This is a genomic window from Microcoleus sp. Pol17C6, from assembly GCF_036701145.1.
In the GTDB taxonomy this organism is placed as follows: domain Bacteria; phylum Cyanobacteriota; class Cyanobacteriia; order Cyanobacteriales; family Microcoleaceae; genus Microcoleus.
Map to the genome: position 1 here is coordinate 40,186 of NZ_JAUBQH010000027.1, position 19,931 is coordinate 60,116.

Genomic DNA, 19,931 nt, shown 5'->3' on the forward strand with positions numbered 1-19,931 from the left:
CTCGGTGCTTTCGATCCAGATTTGGGGTAAAATGTAAAGCGTATAAATACTATTATTGAGTTAAGGTGCTAAGCAGGCGCGGCTTTACGATACGCCTGCACGATACGCCTTACATATACCATCGGCCGATCGCCCAAATCTAATAGCCCTGCCAAGAGTCCCCGCCCCAGCGAGATATGCCTGACTCGCGCGATCGCCCTTAAGTCAATAGTCCGGACAGTTTTTATATAGCCCAATGGCTTATTCTGTAGGACTTCGCAGCCCCTGTGGATAATTAAATCAATGTCAGCTCCACCCCTACGCGGCATTTAATTCGACTTTATTTATGATCCTTGCCGTGTAAAGCTTGTAGTCTGGTTCCCAAAACTGTCCGGAGTATTGTTAAGTAAGAAAAAGTTTTAACTGGTATGTCCTTACCCCGCCCAGTCTCAGACACCCTAATTGAACTGTTGAAGCCTGTAGCCTCTGAATTGGGAGAAAGATTGGGAGCAAGCGCTGTCAACGAACGCTATGCAGAAATTGAACCTTCTGGTTCTTCAGCTTTGAACCAGCAAATCAAAAAAGACCCGCGCTGGATTAAAGCCCAAGTGCGATATTTGCAGCGGCAGCAAGCCAGAGAACAAGAATTAATCGCGATCGCCGGCGCAGAAGAAAGGGTAAAGGAAGAACGGGCTAATCGAATTAAGGCACAAGAAGTAAGAGATAAGCGGGCAATTAGCCGACTTTGCCGCGACTTAATGCGGGAGTTTCAATCAGAAGCAATTCGAGTTAAGCTGAGCGAAATTCAAACTATTTGGGATAGGGACAACTGGTTTTCTAATTTGAGCAGGCAGGAAACTGAACAGATTTTGCAGCAGCAACAGCACCGATTGCTGCTGTTAGTTGCTCCCGCAAAAATTAGCGAAGATTGCCCCGATTCGTTTCGCCACAATCTGAATATCGAGCTGCCGGCTAAGTTAAGAGCTTTTTTGAACCAGCACTACCCCCCCCATGGAGATTTGTGCCCGGTTCAGTTTTACGGAGACTATTTCAAAAAATCGATTTCTGATATTGATGTGGAGCGGTTGCAGACGGTGTTGTCTCCCGTACCGACAGCTATACTGTACAGCGATATCAGCGATTATGAAGTTAATTTTCATGTTGGTTTTTGGGGAGTAATCAATCAGAGCGTTTCTCTAGTGGCGATGCAGCCTTGGAATTGGGAAGAGGTTTATCACCAGTTGGAGGCGGAGGGGAAAGATAAAAAGCTGAGCCTGCGGATTATTCGGCAAATAATTGTGACTATTCACAAGTTATTGGCAGCTTTTTTAGCGGATTTGTATTATTTAAATATCGATTTTACTCACGAACCTGAGTTATTTAAATTAGAGGCGGAATTTGCTCAGGAATGGTTTTCTAAAGATTGGGCCCAACCGTATATTGAAACTCTTAAAGAAATTCAGGAGCAGCAGCGAATAGTCTATAAGGGAGAGATGCGGCGGCTGGCGCTGCGAGAGGCGAAAGCTAGGGCGGAACGCCAGCGTTTGGAAGAGGCTGAACTCAAACGCAGAGAGGAAGCTGAGGCGGCAGCTAAGCGGGTGAAGGAATTAGCTCACAAATTAAAACATCAGAAATGGCGGTGTGTATATACGCTGCCAGGACATTCATCGTTTGTGAATTCTCTGGCGATTAGCCCGGACGGCAAAATTCTGGCTAGCGGTAGTTGGGATAAAACTATTAAGATTTGGAATTTAGACACAACGGAATTAATTGGCACTCTGACGGGACATTCCGATCGCGTAAATTCGGTTGCGATTAGCTATGACGGAAAAATGTTGGTCAGCGGCAGTTCGGACGAAACCATTAAGTTTTGGAATTTGCACAATGGTGATTTGCTGTGTACTTTTCCGGGACATTCTATGGAGGTGAATTCGGTGGCGATTAACCCGAAGCGCCCGGTAATTGCTAGCTGCGGCGGGGCTGATAATACGATTAAGCTTTGGAATTTGCGGACTGGTGAGTTGCTGCGGACTTTGAAGGGTCATTCTGACAATGTGAATGCAGTGGTTTTTAGCCCGGACGGTAAAATATTGGCGAGTGGCAGTTCGGATGCAACGAGCAAGGTTTGGGATGTGGAAAGCGGCAAGTTGCTGCGGACTCTTTCCGGGTTGAATGTTGGGGTGAATTCTGTGGCGATCGCGCCGGACGGTCAGATTCTGGCTAGCGTCAGCAATGATTATACGATTAAGCTGCGGAATTTGCATACGGGCAGTTTGTTGCGGATTTTAAATACTAATTCTGGAAGGGGAAAGGGTGTAACGAATTTAGGAACGAATGAGGCGGTGCATATTTTGCAGAATTATGTGAGTCGGGGCGAGTCGGTTGCTATCAGTCGGGACGGTTTGACTTTGGCTAGCGGGTGGGATGATAATACGATTAATATTTGGAATTTGCAGACGGGGGAGTTGTTGACAAGTCTTAAGGGACATTCGGGTACGGTGTACTCGGTGGCGATCGCACCTTCGGGCAATTTGCTCGCCAGCGGCAGTGCGGATCAGACAATTAAGATTTGGCGGTGCGATTCGTGAATGGGCCCAAAAGCATCGGGGATTGCTCAGAGGAAGAGCATTTTTGTTTAACCCTTGCGGGGAGAGCTTTTGAGCGAATTTAAAAAAAAATGGCTGGGGGGGTTGCGCTAATGACTATAAGTTTGCTATATTAATTTTCACTGCTGGTGTAACTCAGTTGGTAGAGTAGCTGATTTGTAATCAGCCTGTCGCAGGTTCAAATCCTGTCACCAGCTTTATAGCAGTTTTCAATCGGATTAAATACAGTAGGGACATGGCACTGCCGTGTCCCTATCTGATATGTGCTATTTTGTACCTTTGGGGCAGGCTCGCGTGCCCACCCCACAAGAGTTTCCCGAAAAATAGGTGTACAAGTTAAATGTGCGACAAATTACAAGGCTTAACCTAAGACAGCGCAGGCTTTTTTCAACCATTCAATAGTTGCTGCATCAAGTACGGGTTCCAATTTCTCGACTACAGCAGCGTGATAATTATTCAACCATGTTAGTTGAGTCTTTGACAGCCGCTCGACATTTATTAATTTGCGCTCAAACGGAATATACGTCAGCGATTCAAATCCGTACCAAACCGTACCGTTTTTTGATGGCATTTCCCTGACAACATAGAGATTTTCGATGCGAATTCCGCCCCATCCTGGTTCGTAATATCCCGGTTCGATGCTCGTTACCATTCCGGCTTCCAGCGGATACTGCACAGATTTGCTGATGCCATTGGGCCCTTCGTGACCGGCTAAAAACGCGCCGACTCCGTGCCCTGTACCGTGTCCGTAGTCTAGCTGTTCTTGCCATAATACCGCACGGGCGATCGCATCTAATTGCGCTCCCGTTGTTCCTTTGGGGAATTGCTGCATTGCACAGTTGATGTGCGCGATTAACACTGTGGTGTAGTGTTCTATTTGTAGCGCCGTCGGTTCTCCGATACTTACTGTTCTCGTATCGTCGGTTGTACCTGCTAAATATTGCGCCCCTGAGTCCAATAACAGCAGTTCCCCCGGTTTTAACGTTATTTCAGGGCTGGGGGTTCCGTAATGTACGATCGAGCTATTGGCTCCTGCACCGGCGATCGTTCTAAAAGTTAAAGTCTGAAAATCTGTTTCTTGCTGGTAAAAATTTTCGATGCTTTCTTTGACATCAAACTCGGTAACTGCATTACCATTTTCTAGCTGTTTGGTCAACCACTTTAAAGTCAAAGTTTTCGCTCGACTTGCTTTAAAATTAGCTGATTGCATCTGCTCAATTTCTACGGGATTTTTGCGAGCTTTCATCCCTTCTACCGGATGTGTCTCAAAAACTATTTCGATGTTGTAAAACTGCGCTTCTTGATGGTTTAATATTAACTGGTACGTGCCTGCTGTGCTGTGTTTCGGGTCTATAAGTACCCGAACTTTATGTGGCAAATTTACGCAAGTTTCTAATGTATGCGGATAGTCTGCGTAGGGAAGCAAAGTTACATCCGCCCGCAATTCTTGCTTGATTTCTAGCGAAATTCGTTCGGGATTTGTAAACAAAAACGCTGAATCTGTGGTGACAATGGCATAGGAGATGAAAATGGGAATGTGGGGAATATCCGAGCCTCGGAGGTTGAACAGCCAAGCTATTTGATTGAGGTTGGTAATCGGAAGCACATCGATGTTGGCTTTTTGCATCGCTTCCCTGACTCTGGCTAATTTTTCGGCGGCGGTTTCTCCTGTCAGGGATACAGGTAAGCTAAATATGGGCTCTGCATCTATCGCGGGTAAAGTCTCTGCTGTTTGCCAAGGAGTTTGCGATCGCACTTTGTCTGTCAAATTCTCCCGGATTGGTATGAGCTCAATCTCCGCAGTTGCAAATTTTTTCACCCAATTTTGATATTGCTCTGTCGCTACAGTAAACGGATCAAAACCCAAGCGAATTTTCCTTGATTTTTCGGCCGATTCTACAGCCAGTTTTTCTAAAGTTTCAATAAAGGTTAAATTTCCTTCTAAGCCGAGTTTCGATATTTGAATAATTCCAGTATCGACTTGCAATTCGGCTTGTTCGTAATAGCGGGAATCCACAAACAACCAAGCGGAATCTTTCCCAACCAACAAATCACCAGCGGAACCAGTAAAACCGCACATCCAAGCTCGCCGCTGCTTGGCTGGTGGAATTGATAAATTTAAGTGTTCGTCAACCGCTGGGATTAAATAGCAATCTAAATCGTAATCTGCCATCAAATCCCGCAAGTCTGCCAGTTTTGCAGCGGAGGTATCTTGAATATTTGTATTTGCTTTCAAGTTCGTCGCAACCATTTTTAAATTTCCTATTTTACTTGTTTAAAATTGTCTTCAAACCTTTAACTAATCTCCTAATACCTGCGGTGGCGGTTGCTTTCTCCAAAGCACCGTAAGCAACCCGCAAATAGCAGCCGCTATCCATGCCGAAGGTTGTACCGGGAAGCACTGCTACGTGATATTCGCGAATTAATTTTTCTACTAATTCCATTGTATCGATTTCAGTATCAACTTTCAAGAAAAAGTAGAATGCTCCGCAGGCTGGGGAAATTGTGCACAAATTTTGGATGGTATTGAGTTCGTCTAATACAATCTCTCGCACAGATGCGATCGCCCTTACATAATTATCGCAGTAACCTCTACCAACTTGCAAGGCTCCCAAGGCTGCATACTGAGAAATTACGGGTGGACAAATTAAGATTGTATCTTGAATCTTTCTCACAGAAACGAGCAAATGTTCTGGTATTACCATATACCCGATCCGCCAACTCGCAAAACCGTAGGCTTTGGAGAGGCTAAACAGAGAAATAGTATGTTCGCTGCTGTTGGGAAAAGCGGCGGGCGAACAGTGTTTGACGCCGTTATAAGTAAAATATTCGTAGGCTTCATCGCTGATGTGATATATGTTGTGTCGGCGACAAATTTCGTTAACTTCCCGGAGTGCTTCGACCGAATAAACAACACCAGTGGGATTATTTGGGGAAATGGTAACTATGGCTCGCGTTTTGTCGGTAATTGCTTTTTTTATAGCATCGATATTAAGTTGATAATTGGCGTCAGTTTCTACTATCACGGGTCGGCAATTCGCCATAATTGCCGCCATTTCGTGGTTAAAGTAATAAGGTGATTGGATTATAACTTCGTCCCCCGCCGAAGTGATAGCGAGAAGGGCATTGGTAAATCCCATGTTGCTGCCGGCGGTAACGACAATGCAGTTTTTACTATTAATTTCTATGTCGTTATCGGTTTTTAGTTTGGCTGCGATTGCATCCTGTAATTGTGGAATTCCTTCCACGGCTTTGTATTTGTGATTGTCGGGATTTGCGAAGAATTCGGGGATTTTTTCAAATGATTCTTGTGGCGGATTGTAGTAAACTACGCCTTGTCCTAAAGATATTGTTCCCGGATTTTGGCGAATCAGTTCGCCAACTACTGGAATTATTGGCGACTGTACCGATTGCATTCGAGTCGCGTGATTTTTTATCATATATTATAGGTAATTGTAGGGCAGGTTTAGTGATAATGTACGTCCTTAAGCAAGTTTACTATTTCACGCACGCGCTTCTCCGCTTCAGGATCTATGTACTTCTATTTTAGAACCTTGCGGGGATTTGGAAACTTTAACTTGTGCGGGCAATCTTTCGCCCAATTCTCGAACGTGGGTAATCACTCCAATCAGCCTGTCTCGCTGCCGCAAAGATTCTAAAATTTGAGTAACGCTTTCGAGAGTTTCGGTATCTAAAGTACCAAATCCTTCATCTAGAAATAAGCTGCCCAAGTGAGTTCCTTGAGACAGCTTTTCTGACAAAGCTAAAGCCATTGATAAGGAAGTGGCAAAGGTTTCGCCACCGGAAAGAGTACGCACTCGTCTAGCTTCGCCGCCGTTCCAATTATCTGCTACCCAGTATTCGCCGTCTTGGTTTATTAGTTTGTAGCGATTTTCGGTTAATTCTTGCAAAATTAAGGTGGCGCTGCCGACTAATTCTGCTTCTAAATGTTCTAAAATGTATGATTGAAATTCGTTGGATTTGAGGTTTTGCGCTAAGGTGTGATAAGTTTGCTCTTGTTCTGTGAAATTTGTGATTTGCTGTGACAGTCTTTCGGCTTGTTCGAGATTTTGAGCTGCTACTTGAATCCAAGCTAAAAGTTCAGCGCGGTTGTTGTTGGCTTGTTTGAGGTTTTCTTGGGCGGTATGTTTTGCCGATCGCACTTGTGCTAAAGTATTCTCATCGGTAGTTCTGCCTGCGATCGCCTCGCTCAAATCTTTCGCCCGCGTCTCTAACTGAATTTTTGATTCGCGGTGAGAGCGAATAGCATTTTCCCATTCTGATTGTTCCTTAACTGTCGCAACCGCTGCTAAAAAAGTCTCTTCTGTGAAATCAGCCGCTGTTAATTTTGCTGACCAATCCAGGTTTAACTGCTGTTTATGAGCCTGGGCTTGTCCAAAAGCTTCTCCAGCTTGTTGCTCTCTCTCTGCGGCTTGAATAACCTTATTTTGAGCAGTTTGATAGGATTTTTCGGCAACTTTCAGCAGATTTGCTAAGTCTTGCTTGTCTTGTTCTAAGACTTTTGCTAAGTTAGCATAAGGTTGATATTCTGTAATTTGATAGAGCGCATTTACACAACTTTGCAACTGCTGCTGGCGACGGTCTGATTCAGCGATCGCATCTTGATATTCCTGCTGTTTAGCTGCTTGAGTCGCCACAGCAAAATTAAATTTTTGTTGAAAATTATCATATTCCAATGATGCGAGTTGGAACTGCTGTTCAGTTTGGCGGTATTGGCGATCGCTCTCTTTAAGGATTGCCAACTCCTGCTGCAACCCCAAGCTTTCCCAATGAGGATTTTCCAGCACTTGAGTAATTTGCTGCTGCAATTGAGCAACTTTATTCGCAGTTAATTCCAACATTTGAGCAATTTCAGACTCTTTTTGCCTGCAGGATGAAACTGCACTTTTTCCCTCAGCAGCCAACCTTTGAGCATCTTGAAAAACCTGATTTGCATCCGCCAATTTCCGCCGCAAACCAGCGACATCGACAATATTAGAATCGGGCAAAGGAGGGAGCCGATCGCTCTCAGGATGCACCCCCCCACACACCGGGCAAGTATCGCCAGAATTCAGCGACATTCTGACAGCAGCAACACTCTCTAAACGTGCCGCTTCCGCATTAGCAGTTAGGGCCGCTTCTAACTCGCGATCGCACTCTTTTAGTCGGATTTCGGCTGCTTCTAAATTAGTTGCAACCTCCACATAATTTTGTTGAGCGCTTTCCTTCTCTGCAATAGATTTCTCCAACTGTTCTTGCTGAGTCTTTTGCTGCTTGGTAATTAGCTGCAATTCCATCAATAAGGGTGCAATTTGCTGCAATTGCTCTAAACGCTTTCCTCCCGGCGCATACTGTTCGAGCTGTGCCGCTGCTTGAGTAACTCGAAAACCCGCGCCTTGAATTTTAGTGTTAGCAGCTTGCAGGTCTTTATCTGCTGCCAGAAAAAAGCGGAGTTTTTCCTGTTGAATTTTTTGGGCAAGCGCCACTTCTTTTTCTAATTGAGCGCGCTGTTCTTCATATACTTTAGCAGCAGCTAAAGCATCTTCGCGAGCCTTAATTTGTGGCGCTAGCACCTCTTCTTTCGCTTTTGCCGCGTCAAGTTGCTGCTGCTCTACTGCTAGCTCAGAGCGAGCTTTAATTAACTGCTTTCGCGCTGCCACGGAGGCACTTTCGGCAGTTTCATACTGACTGCGAGCCGATCGCACTAAAGCCCAATCTCCCTGTAAATGATTGGCAGCTTGCGCTCTGTCTAAACGCTGTGCTAAAATTGCAACCTCGGCAGAATTAGCATTTAATTGGGTCAGTTTTTGTTGCAGCTCTTGCCAGCGAGCGATTTGCGAAAATAGTTGTTCCTCTTCATCTAGCTCCTTCTGAGCTTTCATCACAGCCCGATCGAACTGGGGCAACTGCTGCTCTAAAATCAAAAGTTGCGATCGTCTTTGAGCCACCTCATCCGCCGTCGGCGCACTCAACTCAGTTAACTGCCTTTCCACCATTTCCCGTTCTTGTTTCAGCAACTTTGCGAGTTCATTTGTTTCCTTCCGCATCTGCTCAAAAATCTCAAATCCCGCTAGCTGCCGCAAAATTTCCCGGCGTTTTGATGTATCCCCTTTAATAAACTCATCAAACTTGCCTTGAGGCAGAACAATTGCTCGCGTAAAAGTATCAAAATCCATTCCTAAAATCTGTTCAATGGTATTTTGAACAGCAACAATACTCGTCCCCAAAGTTTCCCATTGACCATTTTGCCAGTTGTCCAAAATTACCTTATTTTCGGGAGATTTGGGACGAAAACGCCACCTTCGCGTCACCCGATACTGTGCCGAACCCACAGCAAAACGCAACTGCACTTTTAAATTTTCGCTGCCTTGACTCGCCAAATCACTTACTTGTTTGCCGCTGCGAGTTGTCGTGCCAAAAAGAGCGTAAGTCATCGCATCTAACAGTGAAGATTTGCCCGCACCTGTAGCACCAGTAATTGCAAACAAATCGAGTTGAGAAAAATCTAAACGCTGTTCGCGGTGGAAGCTGGTAAATCCTTCGAGAATAAGTTCGAGTGGACGCATACTGATTTTAGATTTGAGATTTGGGGTTTTAGATTGTTATATTCAGGTCTACTGTCTTCCTTCTACAGTCTTCCCGATCCCCCCTAACCCCCCTTAACAAGGGGGGGACAAGAGTATTATCAAAGTCCCCCGGGAGGGAGATTTAGGGGGATCTAGACTCGACTACAAGCGACATTGAGCGTGGGTTTCAGTCTTAAAACTATTTGAAATTTGAGATTTTGGATTGTGGATTGTATCTTTTTACGCATTTAATTGTTAACTGTTTCCTGAAACTTCTTGTACAAATTTTTAAATTCCTCCAATACTGGCGGTTTTGGTGTCGTTCCCAAGCGGTTTTGATAATAGTTGCAAAACTCTGCTGCCGGATCGAAATTATTGGGATCGATATTAGTTATTTCTGTTGGTTCTAGCGCTGCATCTGGATAGCGCGGTTCAATTAACAGCGCTTGAGAACAAATTTGGCGCACTCGATCGGCAAGTCCGATTTGCGGACTGTCCAGTTCGACAATTACTTTCAAGAAACCCGGATGATACTGATGAGCTTGTAAAGTTTCATCGAGATTGTCGTTATGACATTTAAGCACTTTTAAGGGCTTGTGGCAAGCCACAGGCTTAAATTCCACCTTTGCCTGACTTCCCGGCTCAACTTCTATCAAGCAAAATCCTTTTTCCTGTTCCGCTTCTCCAAAATCTAACTGAATCAAAGAACCGGAATAATAAGCGGGAGAAGTGTCAGAAATCCGCTGGTGAATGTGGATGTGTCCGAGGGCAACATACTGAGCTTCCGGCGGCAGAGTTTGCGATGAAAGCAGGTACTTTTCTCGCGTGTAATAAGCGACTTCTGATTTTGCCAATCGAGCGCCGTCAATGCTCATGTGTCCCATGAGAAAATTGACAGTATTGTCTCTAAAATCGCTGGTTAAATCTTCGAGTAAATATGCTACTATTTCGCGGTAATCTTTTCGGCGATCGGCATCGCCCGACTGCCAGAGAGAATTAGCATCTAACAGTCTTTGTTCGGAAGCAAAAGGCATCGCTCCCACGCAAAGTTTACCGCTTTTTGTATTAAGAGTAATTGTGCCGCCGTCTGCAGAAAGCCTGGGTTTGCCTAAAGCGCGCACACCGGCGAGGGAAAGCAATTGCGCGATGCTGTCGATGCGGGAGGCTGAATCGTGATTACCCGCGATCGCAATTGCGGGAATTCCTGCCGCTTGGAGTTCGCAGAAAAAGTTATAAGCAATGCGTTCGGCGTAAGCGGGAGGGTTGGGCACGTCGAAAATGTCACCAGCAACGAGCACAGCATCGACATCTAAGGCTTTTGCTTGCTTCAAAATCTGTTCGAGGGCGATCGCAATTTCAAAAGTGCGGTCAATTCCTCGAAAACGTCGCCCTAAATGCCAGTCAGCAGTATGAATTATTCGCATAGTATAAGTGAATTTCAGACTCGATGTATTCTATCACTTATATTCAGTCCGACGGACGGTTAACTCGAATCAGCATACCTCTCAAAGTTTCCAGATTAGAAATAGCCTCATTAATCCGCGCCGCCAGCCGCTGCCAATTTTGATCGCTCGTGCATACAATAATCCCATTATGGTCAGAACTTAACCTGTGCAGTCGAATAAAATCTGGTCGGTTTAGTGTCACAATTGCGCGATTCGTGCTAACAGCAAAAGCTAGAACTTCTTCATCAGGAATCTTTTGATTTGCCTTCCCCGCTTCTTGAACTGTAAGGACATCATGCCCAAAATTACGCAGTATTTTTACGACCGGAAGAGGGTATTGTTCATCTGCATAAATACGCGCCACAGTTTATGCCTCTTCTTGTTCTCTAATTGCTCGGTCTATCTCATCAACGTGTGCCTCAGCATAAGCAAAACCATTTACTAAATCGGCAGCACTGAGATCGGGATGACCTTCTAAAATATGAGCATCGCTAGCACCTTGACGCCGATAACTTATCAACAGCCAAACCGGAATCCGCGTTTGTCTGATACAGGCTTCGCCACCCATTACACCAGGAGTCTTTTGAATTCCAGACCAAAAATTGCTTAAACTTTGAGCTAGTAATTGTATAGCTTGAGCTTTTTCTTCGGAAGTTAATGCAAGGAGTTGCGGTTGTAATTCTTTTAGTGTCATATTCGTTATTCGTACTAAGTAGTAAACAAATATAGGTTTGGTCAATCCTCAAACTATTTTAGCACTTACCATCCCAAATTGTATTCAATATATTTAATTACCAATCCTAGCGGACTGCACACCAAACCCGAGAACAATGTAACTAAAAACTTTCATTCAACAGGCTTCACATCGTGAAACCGAGTATAATCAACCACCCGCCCTCCCGTCGCCGATTTCAAAAGAATATCTACAAACCGCATATTCCACATAATTTCAGACGCCACAAAAGAATGTCGCGCATGAATAGTTTGCGAAACTGTTTCGTCAATTCCTGTTAACGTAATTACAATTTCCGCTTGCTGTTCCATCAAGTCTTCGGCAGTAAGTTGGTACAAAGGACTGCTCTCCTCAATTGCGTGCATAACCGTCCAAGTTAAGGCAAAAACCGGAGAGTGACTTCGCACTAATTGCAAATCGTAAAAACGCCGCATAAATTCTCCTTCCGCTGTTACCTCGTTGCGGATCAAAGTAGCTCGCTGCTGCGCTTCTAAAATTTGGTTAAAACGCTGATTTGCAGTGCGGTACATCAGAGTCGGAACACCGTTGAAAGGAGCTATCACAGCTACGCGGCTGAAGATAACTCTAGCTGTTGGTCGAGAAAATCTCGAAAAAGCCAGTCCCGTTACCATCGCCACTCCCCACAAAGCAAAAAGCGCTTGGATAGCGACTATAGTATTAGCGTAATCCGTGCGCGGATACATGGCGCCGTAACCGATCGTCGCCATTGTTTGCACGCTGAAATAAAAGGCATCTGGGAAAGAACCCGGCCGCGCGTTAGCAATGCAATCTCCTCCCGCCAAGTAAGCTAAGGCAAATAAAGAATTTGTGACTGTATAGGAGAGACAAATCAGGATGAAAAATCGCGGCCAAGAAAGAGTTAGCAGCCTGTGGTAGAGGTCGGCAAAATGCAGGCGGGGTACTCCCAACTTGACAATATTTAAGGGGAATTGTCCTTGGCGACTGACTAAACGAGCCTGTGGCTGGTGGTTGCGGTTGATTTTCATTGCGATTTGTAACTGCGGCTGTTTCAATTTGTAACTATTGCTTTGACCGGGAAAACTTATCCTTTAGACTGATGTCTGATTCCAAAAATTCGGATAAAAGCGGAGTTTAGAAATGGTTGAGCTTAACTGGCATGACTATCTCGTTATGGTTTCTTTTGTGGCTTCTATTGCGGGTCTAGTCCTGCTGGGTGATAATCGCAACTCGCAGCCAACGGACGATCGCACTTTGAGCGAAGAAATCCTAATCAAGATGAGCTTTACTTACTGGATAGTGTACTGCATCTCTTTTTTCGGGCTGAAACTTCACCTACCAGAAGATAGCTGGTTATTGCTCAGTTTGAAGCTGACTACTGTTCTTTCTTACTTGTTGACTGCTTCTAGCATACTCAGCCTGCCGCTGCAACGCATGGCTGTCCGACGAGTTGAAGATTAAAAAAAGTGTTTGTAGTGAGGACTTCAGTTCTTTCGATCGCGGTGAAGAAAAACTAAAGTCCTGACTGCAAAGCTATTTGAGTAATATTACCGGGCCATAAGCTCACAGCTAGCTGTGAGCTTGTTTAATGGTTTATTATCTGAGGGATGCAGACTAACGCGCCCAAAATGGCTAGGGTCGATCGCACTGGCACTTGAAATTGCCATTCTCTTCCTGCTTTCCCTTGGCTGTGGCAATCTCATCGAGTATCCCTCGGCAAAGCCGGCGCGTTAGCCCATAGCATGAGGTGGAGTTGGCGAGCAGCCTACACTGTATGCGATACCATAGCGTGTAGGAATATGCCACGAACTTAGTTGCTTAGGATTTAAAGCCTTTAGAGCTTTTCTTTTTCTCCTGCGGTTTAGACTTTGACTTATTAACTTCGCCTAAAGCTTCCTGAAATAAGTTGTGCAGGTGCACGGGAACGCTGGCAATTTCCGGGAGTTCGGGTTCTAAAGGTTTTTTAAACTCTTGCAGCAAGGCATCTAAATCGCGATCGAGCTGAAAGTCTGTACGTTGCAATACAGTTTGCAAAATTTGTTCTAATTTCGCTGGATTAACTTTAGCTAACCGTTGCCAAATCCAGGCATTAATTGCAGGATCTTCGAGATAGTTACGCACCAGCTTTTCGTAACCGGGAACGGTTGAAAAGTCTTCAGCAGATAGCAGTGCAGTAAATTGAGCGTAGGTAGACAAAAAGGTTTGTCCCCAGCGAGGATGAGAAAGTGCTGTCACCTGTTCGGCTTTCTTGAAGCGATCGGGCAATTCGACTTTCGGCATTACCATTTTTGAACTAGCATTGCTGTCGAGCATTACCTCAACTGCGTTAGCATCGGCACCAGCCGCCGCGATTGCTGCTGCTTTGACTTCTTCTCGATCGACTCCGGCATCTTCAACGATATCAGCCAAAGATTTACTTCCATCAACGCCGATATCCGCTAGGCGTTTTTTAGTGATGAATTCCTGAAATTCAGCCAACTGTTTATTCAGGTGATACCCCGATAGCGTCAATTCATCACTACCAAAAAATTCGGTAAAATCTTCATGGTACTTTTCTACTGACTGCCAAGCTTGCTCTAACAATTCCGGGGCATCGCTGTACAGGTTCTTGTTGTGATTTTGCTTGAAATTGCCGATCGCCACCGCCAACTTCGGCTTACCCAATTTCCCTTTCAAAATGGGAGAGCTCGAAAGTATCCACCAGTCATCGGTAAGGGGAGAAATCCGAGCCAGCAAGATTTCTCCTAACTTAAAGCGAGACATTTCTGCAAGAAAATTAGGACTGTTGGGCTTGACAACGTAGTGCTTAGCCGTCAGCCAGTTCATCAGTTCAAACCTGTCGGGGGAAAGTTGAGTGATTTCAAATAAGCCCGTGAAGCTTCTGTGCTCCCAACTTTCGAGTAAGCTACGCTCGCTCTGGGTTAAATCCGGCTGACTTTCGACAAATAGGTCGATCGGCGTTTTCTCTCCGACTTTACCTTCGATGGTAAAACTGTCAATCACTTGATTTTGCTGAGCAATATCGTAGCGCTCGCCGGTCGATCGAGCTGCAGCATAAGCTTCCAAAGCTACCGCCAACTCTCCCTCAGCATCCAGCACAAAGTCAATTAAATTTTGCTTGAGTGTCCAAGCTCTTTCCAACATTTCATCCACAAGTAATACCAATTTTGAATGAGAGGATTTAGATTAACAATTATCGGACTTGAAGCCACCGACACTTTACGAGCCGGCTGCGATTGAAGAAAGCGCATCGCGAAAAATGACAGAAATATGCGATCGATGCCTCAGTCGTGAATAAGTTTAATTTTAAGGCTAATAGTCAAAAAAAAATGTTAATCTCAAACGGAAGCATCCCGATTTTGTAAAAAGCATTTTTTAGGAGTGCGATCGTCCCGCACAACCAAGCCTCTACGTCTCTAGCGAGTTATCACAGCGAACAGTCCTGTGAAATAAAAATCGTGCTGAAAAATGCGATTTCAAGGGATCATAAAAATACCCTCTCCGATGTAGAGAGGGGCTGAAAATCCCCAAAAACTTCGCTAAACTCGCGTTAAAAACTGTGCCATCTATCAACAACAGTCCAGAACGCAGCAGCCGGGTTTTTTTTGATCGAACACTTCTCTTCATTCCGGTACCCGGCTAAAAATAACCGGAACGCTTGAGTTTGTGTGTCTCCAAGACTGAGAAATACTTGGCGTAAGCCCTTAGCGGCCGTCTTTGTCAATGTCACCAGGAACAGCGCGTTCCACCCGATCCCAAGCGTCCCGCGTGGCGTGCTTAGCTTTTTCCCAAGTCACATTAGACTTACCGCGATTTGTTTCGTAGTCGCGCTGCAAATCCGGTTCGATCTCGTGGTATTTCTTACCAGTAGCGCCATAGCGGCTGTATCCCTCATAACCGGTGCGGTATGCAGGCTGATAGTCTTCGTAAGTCGCGCTCGTGTCCACGTAAGGACGAGAACTGTAGTTGCTTTGCCAGTAAGCATCTTCTACCGTGGGGTCGATCGCCTCGGCCACACCTTTGCCCACCAAACCGCCGCTAAACGAACCCACAACAGCGCCGACAACTGCTCCTACAGGCCCGCCGATGGCACCGCCGATCGCAGCACCCGCAGCACCCGCACTCGCCGCACCAATACCGGTTCCTACTGGATGAGCCCCTTTTTCGCCGGAAATCGGGTCTAGGTTAGCATCAGGTTCATGTACCGTTTTTTTGTCATCGCTCATGATATTTTTTTCCTTTTATCTAAATGTAACTATTATTAAATTTACCTTTTAAATTCATATCTATTCATCTGCCTTAAGGCTGAAGCTGCTAGCTTCAAAAGGAGGGAAAGGATAAAATACTTCTCGACTCACAAACGAGTTTTACACGCTACTTTCAAGCGATAAGGTGCGCCGAGGCGCACCCTAGATAATTATCTTCAAGTAAGTTCTGACAGCGGCTTCATTGTCTACTCACTGAAGCTGTGTATTTACCAGCAACTTGAGTTAGATATAAATCTCTTGATTTATTAGTTGCCCGTGACTTTTTCGATCAAATCTTCAGCTTTTTGAACTATGCCTTCTTGCGGGTGTTCTCCCTTGTACTCCTTTAAGCTTTCGTCGTAAGCTTTCTCGACCTTTGCAGGATTTTGAGAGGTTTTGACTATTTCTTCGTAAGCTGCTTGGGGATTGAGATCCTCGAAACTTTCTGCGGGGTCAGTAATTCTAGCTTCTGGCTGCGCCTGACTCCTGTCTTGACCTGCGTAAGCAGCCTGACTGGGTACTATCGCTAGACTTAGCAAACCAATGAACGCCAGGGTACAGACCAGCAAAATGCTTTGGCTCAATGTTTGTCCTAGAGCTTTTAAAACCCGCTTCATATCAACTTCTCCTCGTATTTTTCCGCAAAAATTATGGTGTTTGTCGCCCCTTCACTGCGATCGCACATTGACTACCTTGGTTCAAGCGCAATCTTTGTCGCAGCTACCGCATCTAAAGCGAGCCAAAAGGGATGTTTCCCGTGATGTCCCATATCTTAAGCGCCTGCTTGTTACTATTACTTCTACCAAAAGATAGATTAGTTAGACAAGCGGAACTCATCTCGTATGAGAGGGGATCGCAATTCCTGCGAGGAACCCTATCTAGGGGTTTTCCCATCAATTACGAAGCCCCTGACTCTTCTCTTTCGGCGCGTGTTTCGCGTCTTAGCAGTTCGGGCCAAAATCCCATTTTCCAACATTTTAAAGTGCTATCAATAACCTAAGTAACTACAAAACTACCTGCTCTATGTCTAGTTTTCTGTTCTGCATAGCGCGTTCAAATAGCTCAGTAGAAAGAGCTTGTTCGACAGACCAAATGCCAGGTTTTTCCAGTTTACCTTCTAACATTAATTGAGCGATGCTGCCAGTACCAATGCCAGTAGCGACGGCAGCATTGGGGTGTATCGCTGTCGAGCAAACTTTAGCGGGTTGACCGTTTTTGAGACCAGTCACTTGCGATCGCACGGCCACACCAACCCCACTAAAACTATTAGTAACACTGGTCATCCCATAACTGACGTAGGAGAGAAATTCAATCACGGAGTTATTTTTGAGCCAGCTAGCAGGCCAATACTTGGCAACAAACCAGGTAAGGTGATTGTAAAGGTCGGGAGACGTACCGAATTTAGTCACCACTGATTTGACGGGGAAAGTTTCGGGCAAAGTGATTGCTTCCGGCATATCGAACCAGTAAACCCCTGTTTTACCGTAGGGCGCGGGAAATTCAATTGTTTCGCGATCGCTGTAGGGTTTTACTTGGTGCCACTTGCGCTCTTCCCAAACCTCAAAAGGAGTTTGCAAGCCTAAAAAAGTAGTTCTCATGACGGTAACGCCAGCGCCGCCAGAACCTCCGACTACATAACTCAAATGGATGTGTTCTGCTTCATCTAATTGTTCCACATCTCGGCGCACCATGCTATTAGACACACCGGGGAAAATCCCCGTATTAATAATAGCCGTAATCCCAGCATTTTTAGCTGTTTCGCGCAATTCTAAAGCTCTGCGAGTAAAACTGCGGCTGTCGCTGACATCAGTATAATTAACACCTGCTTCTATGCAAGTTTTTAATACACTAGCGTCTCGGTAGTGAAAAGGCCCAGCACAGTGAACGACGAGGTTAGAGGATGAAACCGCTTGGTGCAGGGCTGCACTGTCTGCTAAATCTAAAGCTTGATACTGCACCCTATCCGGTGGCAATTCCGGCGTAATAGAGCCTTCAGGGTTGCGTCCGGTAATAGTAATTTCTGCATCGGTATGGGTAACAAGGTCTTGGGCAACGCTGCTGCCAATTCGTCCCCGCCCACCGACAATCAAAACTCGGTTTGCCATCGCTAAAAAAAGGGTAACGCCACTTCTCAGTTTCTCAACTTGGGGCCAGCGTTTTCATCCGCATAAAGTATGAATTAAGGAGAATGCGAGATGCTGGGGGATCGGCGGCGATCGCCCTGATTCGGAGATGGGGAGCGACTTCTACCAGCGACTCGCCTGTTTTGCTAAATTAGAGGTTTGGCTGCAATACTAAGTTCAAAAATGCTTGCAGTGTTAACTTGTTCTTCTAATATTGAGAATTTTATCGATGGAATATGCTCTATGATCACAAAATATTTTAACAGATTTGATGAAACGCCAACCGTCGCCACCAAGCGCGAAAGATGCACAGGATTTACAAAGGGTATTGAGGGCGATCGCAAATCGTTTGCCCTTCACAGGGCATCAACCAGAAAAAATTATCGCACTCCCCCACTGATCTCAATAAAAACAAACGCAGATGTGATTCATCTGCGTTTATTTGCGTTCATCTGCGGTTCCTAAAAATCTTACTTCTCATTACTCCGAAATACCGACTTACCCTTCGCTTTCAGAGTATTAGCCGCATCTGCGAAAGTCTGGGCGAAAGGCTGCTGCGAGTGCATGAAAACGCGAGCGGTATTGCGTCCCGGCATACCCGAAATCGAGCCGCCCGGATGCGTTCCCGCCCCCGTCAGAAACAAACCGTCGATCGGCGTTTTGTAATTAGCCAACTCCGGCAGAGGACGGAAAAAGATCATCTGATCCAGGGTCATATCAACGTGATAATAATTCCCCTTCAAAGCCCCCAAACGTTCTCCCAATTCCGCCGGACTTTCCACGCGGCGGCCGATAATTGACTTCTTGATATTCGGTGCATATTCTGCCAATTTGTCAATACAGCGATCGGCAACTTTGTTTTTCAGCTCATCCGTCCACCCCGTACCGTGCTGGCCGGTTCCTTCAGCATTTTCGATCATGTAAGGAGCAAAAAATTCAATCCAAGCTGTATGATGTCCGGGGGGAGCCATTGACGGGTCTCGTACCGTCGGAAACACTACATACATCGATGGGTCAGAGTCGGGGATTCTGCCGATTGAAGGGTCGCTGTGAGAAATTTCAACGTGTCTCACCGAGTCTGCAATTAAAACCGAACCCATTAAATACTCGTCCCGATGATTCCAGCGATCGAACTTGGGCATTTCATTGAGAGCTAAGTCTATTTTGAGAATAGTCTCGTTGTTGTTAACAATTTTGCGCTCCAATCTTTCCCGCAAATCCGGGTCGGCACTGTCAACATCGCTGGAATCCATTAAGTGCAGAAATAAGCGCTTAGCATCAATATTAGAAATGACACCTTTTGTAGCGCGGTATTCCGTGCCGCCGGCAACTCGAACTCCCACAGCGCGACCGTCATCAACTAATATTTTCTCGACGTGCTGGTCGGTAAGTACCACACCTGAATAACTTTTGACTAAATTGAGCAGCGCTTGCACTAATGCACCCGTCCCTCCGCGCGGTCTTGCCATGCCGGGATTGTGCCTCATTGCTAGCATAATTGCGCCTACAGCCAGGGTTTTTTGCGAAGGAGGCGCGCCGAGTTCTGCGGCTAATCTTGCTAGGGGTGCTTTGATAAATTCCTCGTCAAACCACTCGTTGAGAAGGTCTTCAGCGCTGGTGAGCATCGTGCGAATAAAGTCCAGCGTTTTGTCGGGGGAACCGATGACTGACAATAAATCTTTGATCTTTGCAATATCGTAGTTGCCCAGAATATCTATGATGGATTTTGGTGGCGCATTAAACATCGGAACCATTGCACCTAAAGCCCGCTGCCAAAAGTCTGTATATTCGGCATATTTTTTAGCATCGCGCTCGTTGTAGCGGGCAATTTCAGCACAAGTTTTTTCTACTGATTTGTGCGCTAAGAAATATTTGCCATCGGGATGCGGACAAAAGGCCACTGGATCGCAGAAAAGATATTCTAAACCGTATTTTTCCAGTTCTAATTCTTCTACAACTGGCCCTAAATGGATAAACTCGTGGTCGATCGCGCACAAATTGAATTTAAAATCCGGTAATTCGGGAATCGCAGCTTCGGTAGTGGCCGCACCGCCGGGAACCGAACGTTTTTCTAACAATAGGACAGTATATCCAGCTTTGAGGAGATAAGAGGCGCAGACCAGTCCGTTGTGACCCGCGCCTATGATAATGACATCATACGTTTGCATAGATGAAGCTCTAGGGATAGGATATTTTGCTTATTTTACAAATGTTAACAAGTTTGCCGTCTCTACCAATGGAAATAGATTAATT

The 19,931-nt window shown here is 45.5% G+C and carries 15 protein-coding genes and 1 tRNA gene; 4 read left to right on the forward strand and 12 right to left on the reverse strand.

Annotated features, from left to right (window positions below; translation table 11 throughout):
• The first annotated feature begins 407 nt into the window (after positions 1-407).
• Positions 408-2,567, forward strand: a complete 2,160-nt coding sequence (locus tag QUA25_RS15260; RefSeq protein WP_333039215.1) for a WD40 domain-containing protein — start codon at positions 408-410, stop codon at positions 2,565-2,567.
• A 142-nt stretch (positions 2,568-2,709) separates the two neighbouring features.
• Positions 2,710-2,782, forward strand: a tRNA-Thr gene (locus QUA25_RS15265).
• A gap of 164 nt (positions 2,783-2,946) precedes the next feature.
• Here the strand turns inward: QUA25_RS15265 and QUA25_RS15270 are convergent.
• The 7 genes from QUA25_RS15270 to QUA25_RS15300 form a co-directional block, all read right to left on the reverse strand.
• A complete protein-coding gene (locus QUA25_RS15270) occupies positions 2,947-4,836 on the reverse strand; it encodes an aminopeptidase P family protein (RefSeq protein ID WP_333039217.1) in 1,890 nt (629 codons plus the stop codon).
• A gap of 16 nt (positions 4,837-4,852) precedes the next feature.
• Positions 4,853-6,025: a pyridoxal phosphate-dependent aminotransferase gene (locus QUA25_RS15275; RefSeq protein ID WP_333039219.1), complete on the reverse strand. Its 1,173-nt coding sequence runs from the start codon at positions 6,023-6,025 to the stop codon at positions 4,853-4,855.
• Between the two features lie 84 nt (positions 6,026-6,109).
• On the reverse strand, positions 6,110-9,151 hold the full coding sequence (locus QUA25_RS15280) for an SMC family ATPase (RefSeq protein WP_333039221.1): 3,042 nt from the start codon (positions 9,149-9,151) through the stop codon (positions 6,110-6,112).
• A gap of 248 nt (positions 9,152-9,399) precedes the next feature.
• Positions 9,400-10,575, reverse strand: coding sequence for an exonuclease SbcCD subunit D (locus tag QUA25_RS15285; protein WP_333039222.1), 1,176 nt, complete (start codon positions 10,573-10,575; stop codon positions 9,400-9,402).
• A gap of 43 nt (positions 10,576-10,618) precedes the next feature.
• Positions 10,619-10,960 carry a DUF5615 family PIN-like protein gene (locus QUA25_RS15290; RefSeq protein ID WP_333039224.1) on the reverse strand — a complete coding sequence of 114 codons (342 nt, stop codon included), beginning with the start codon at positions 10,958-10,960 and terminating at the stop codon, positions 10,619-10,621.
• 3 nt (positions 10,961-10,963) lie between these two features.
• Positions 10,964-11,290 (reverse strand): DUF433 domain-containing protein, encoded by a 327-nt coding sequence (locus QUA25_RS15295; protein ID WP_333039227.1) that lies wholly within the window; start codon positions 11,288-11,290, stop codon positions 10,964-10,966.
• 152 nt (positions 11,291-11,442) lie between these two features.
• Positions 11,443-12,336: an ion channel gene (locus QUA25_RS15300; protein WP_333039228.1), complete on the reverse strand. Its 894-nt coding sequence runs from the start codon at positions 12,334-12,336 to the stop codon at positions 11,443-11,445.
• A gap of 112 nt (positions 12,337-12,448) precedes the next feature.
• Between QUA25_RS15300 and QUA25_RS15305 the strand changes: the two genes are divergently transcribed.
• Complete coding sequence (locus QUA25_RS15305) at positions 12,449-12,769, forward strand: hypothetical protein (protein ID WP_333039230.1); 321 nt, start codon at positions 12,449-12,451, stop codon at positions 12,767-12,769.
• Positions 12,770-13,126: 357 nt separating this feature from the next.
• Here the strand turns inward: QUA25_RS15305 and QUA25_RS15310 are convergent, their stop codons facing one another.
• From QUA25_RS15310 to QUA25_RS15325, 4 genes are all read right to left on the reverse strand, one after another.
• Positions 13,127-14,461, reverse strand: coding sequence for a hypothetical protein (locus QUA25_RS15310; protein ID WP_333039287.1), 1,335 nt, complete (start codon positions 14,459-14,461; stop codon positions 13,127-13,129).
• 551 nt (positions 14,462-15,012) lie between these two features.
• Positions 15,013-15,534, reverse strand: coding sequence for a hypothetical protein (locus tag QUA25_RS15315; RefSeq protein ID WP_333039233.1), 522 nt, complete (start codon positions 15,532-15,534; stop codon positions 15,013-15,015).
• Positions 15,535-15,821: 287 nt separating this feature from the next.
• Positions 15,822-16,172, reverse strand: a complete 351-nt coding sequence (locus QUA25_RS15320) for a hypothetical protein (protein ID WP_333039234.1) — start codon at positions 16,170-16,172, stop codon at positions 15,822-15,824.
• A 387-nt stretch (positions 16,173-16,559) separates the two neighbouring features.
• Positions 16,560-17,660 carry a saccharopine dehydrogenase NADP-binding domain-containing protein gene (locus tag QUA25_RS15325; RefSeq protein ID WP_333039236.1) on the reverse strand — a complete coding sequence of 367 codons (1,101 nt, stop codon included), beginning with the start codon at positions 17,658-17,660 and terminating at the stop codon, positions 16,560-16,562.
• A gap of 289 nt (positions 17,661-17,949) precedes the next feature.
• Here QUA25_RS15325 and QUA25_RS15330 point away from each other — a divergent pair, with 289 nt between their 5' ends.
• Positions 17,950-18,078 (forward strand): hypothetical protein, encoded by a 129-nt coding sequence (locus tag QUA25_RS15330; RefSeq protein WP_333039238.1) that lies wholly within the window; start codon positions 17,950-17,952, stop codon positions 18,076-18,078.
• Between the two features lie 70 nt (positions 18,079-18,148).
• On the opposite strand, the gene crtO is transcribed toward QUA25_RS15330, so the two are convergent.
• On the reverse strand, positions 18,149-19,846 hold the full coding sequence (crtO, locus tag QUA25_RS15335) for a beta-carotene ketolase CrtO (protein WP_333039240.1): 1,698 nt from the start codon (positions 19,844-19,846) through the stop codon (positions 18,149-18,151).
• Positions 19,847-19,931 lie beyond the last annotated feature (85 nt).

Excerpts from the sequence above, each read along its gene's own strand:
- QUA25_RS15260 (WP_333039215.1), top strand. The coding sequence starts at position 408 with ATGTCCTTACCCCGCCCAGTCTCAGACACCCTAATTGAACTGTTGAAG.
- QUA25_RS15270 (WP_333039217.1), bottom strand. The coding sequence starts at position 4,836 with ATGGTTGCGACGAACTTGAAAGCAAATACAAATATTCAAGATACCTCC.
- QUA25_RS15275 (WP_333039219.1), bottom strand. The coding sequence starts at position 6,025 with ATGATAAAAAATCACGCGACTCGAATGCAATCGGTACAGTCGCCAATA.
- QUA25_RS15280 (WP_333039221.1), bottom strand. The coding sequence starts at position 9,151 with ATGCGTCCACTCGAACTTATTCTCGAAGGATTTACCAGCTTCCACCGC.
- QUA25_RS15285 (WP_333039222.1), bottom strand. The coding sequence starts at position 10,575 with ATGCGAATAATTCATACTGCTGACTGGCATTTAGGGCGACGTTTTCGA.
- QUA25_RS15295 (WP_333039227.1), bottom strand. The coding sequence starts at position 11,290 with ATGACACTAAAAGAATTACAACCGCAACTCCTTGCATTAACTTCCGAA.
- QUA25_RS15300 (WP_333039228.1), bottom strand. The coding sequence starts at position 12,336 with ATGAAAATCAACCGCAACCACCAGCCACAGGCTCGTTTAGTCAGTCGC.
- QUA25_RS15305 (WP_333039230.1), top strand. The coding sequence starts at position 12,449 with ATGGTTGAGCTTAACTGGCATGACTATCTCGTTATGGTTTCTTTTGTG.
- QUA25_RS15315 (WP_333039233.1), bottom strand. The coding sequence starts at position 15,534 with ATGAGCGATGACAAAAAAACGGTACATGAACCTGATGCTAACCTAGAC.
- QUA25_RS15320 (WP_333039234.1), bottom strand. The coding sequence starts at position 16,172 with ATGAAGCGGGTTTTAAAAGCTCTAGGACAAACATTGAGCCAAAGCATT.
- QUA25_RS15325 (WP_333039236.1), bottom strand. The coding sequence starts at position 17,660 with ATGGCAAACCGAGTTTTGATTGTCGGTGGGCGGGGACGAATTGGCAGC.
- QUA25_RS15330 (WP_333039238.1), top strand. The coding sequence starts at position 17,950 with ATGAAACGCCAACCGTCGCCACCAAGCGCGAAAGATGCACAGGATTTA.
- crtO (WP_333039240.1), bottom strand. The coding sequence starts at position 19,846 with ATGCAAACGTATGATGTCATTATCATAGGCGCGGGTCACAACGGACTG.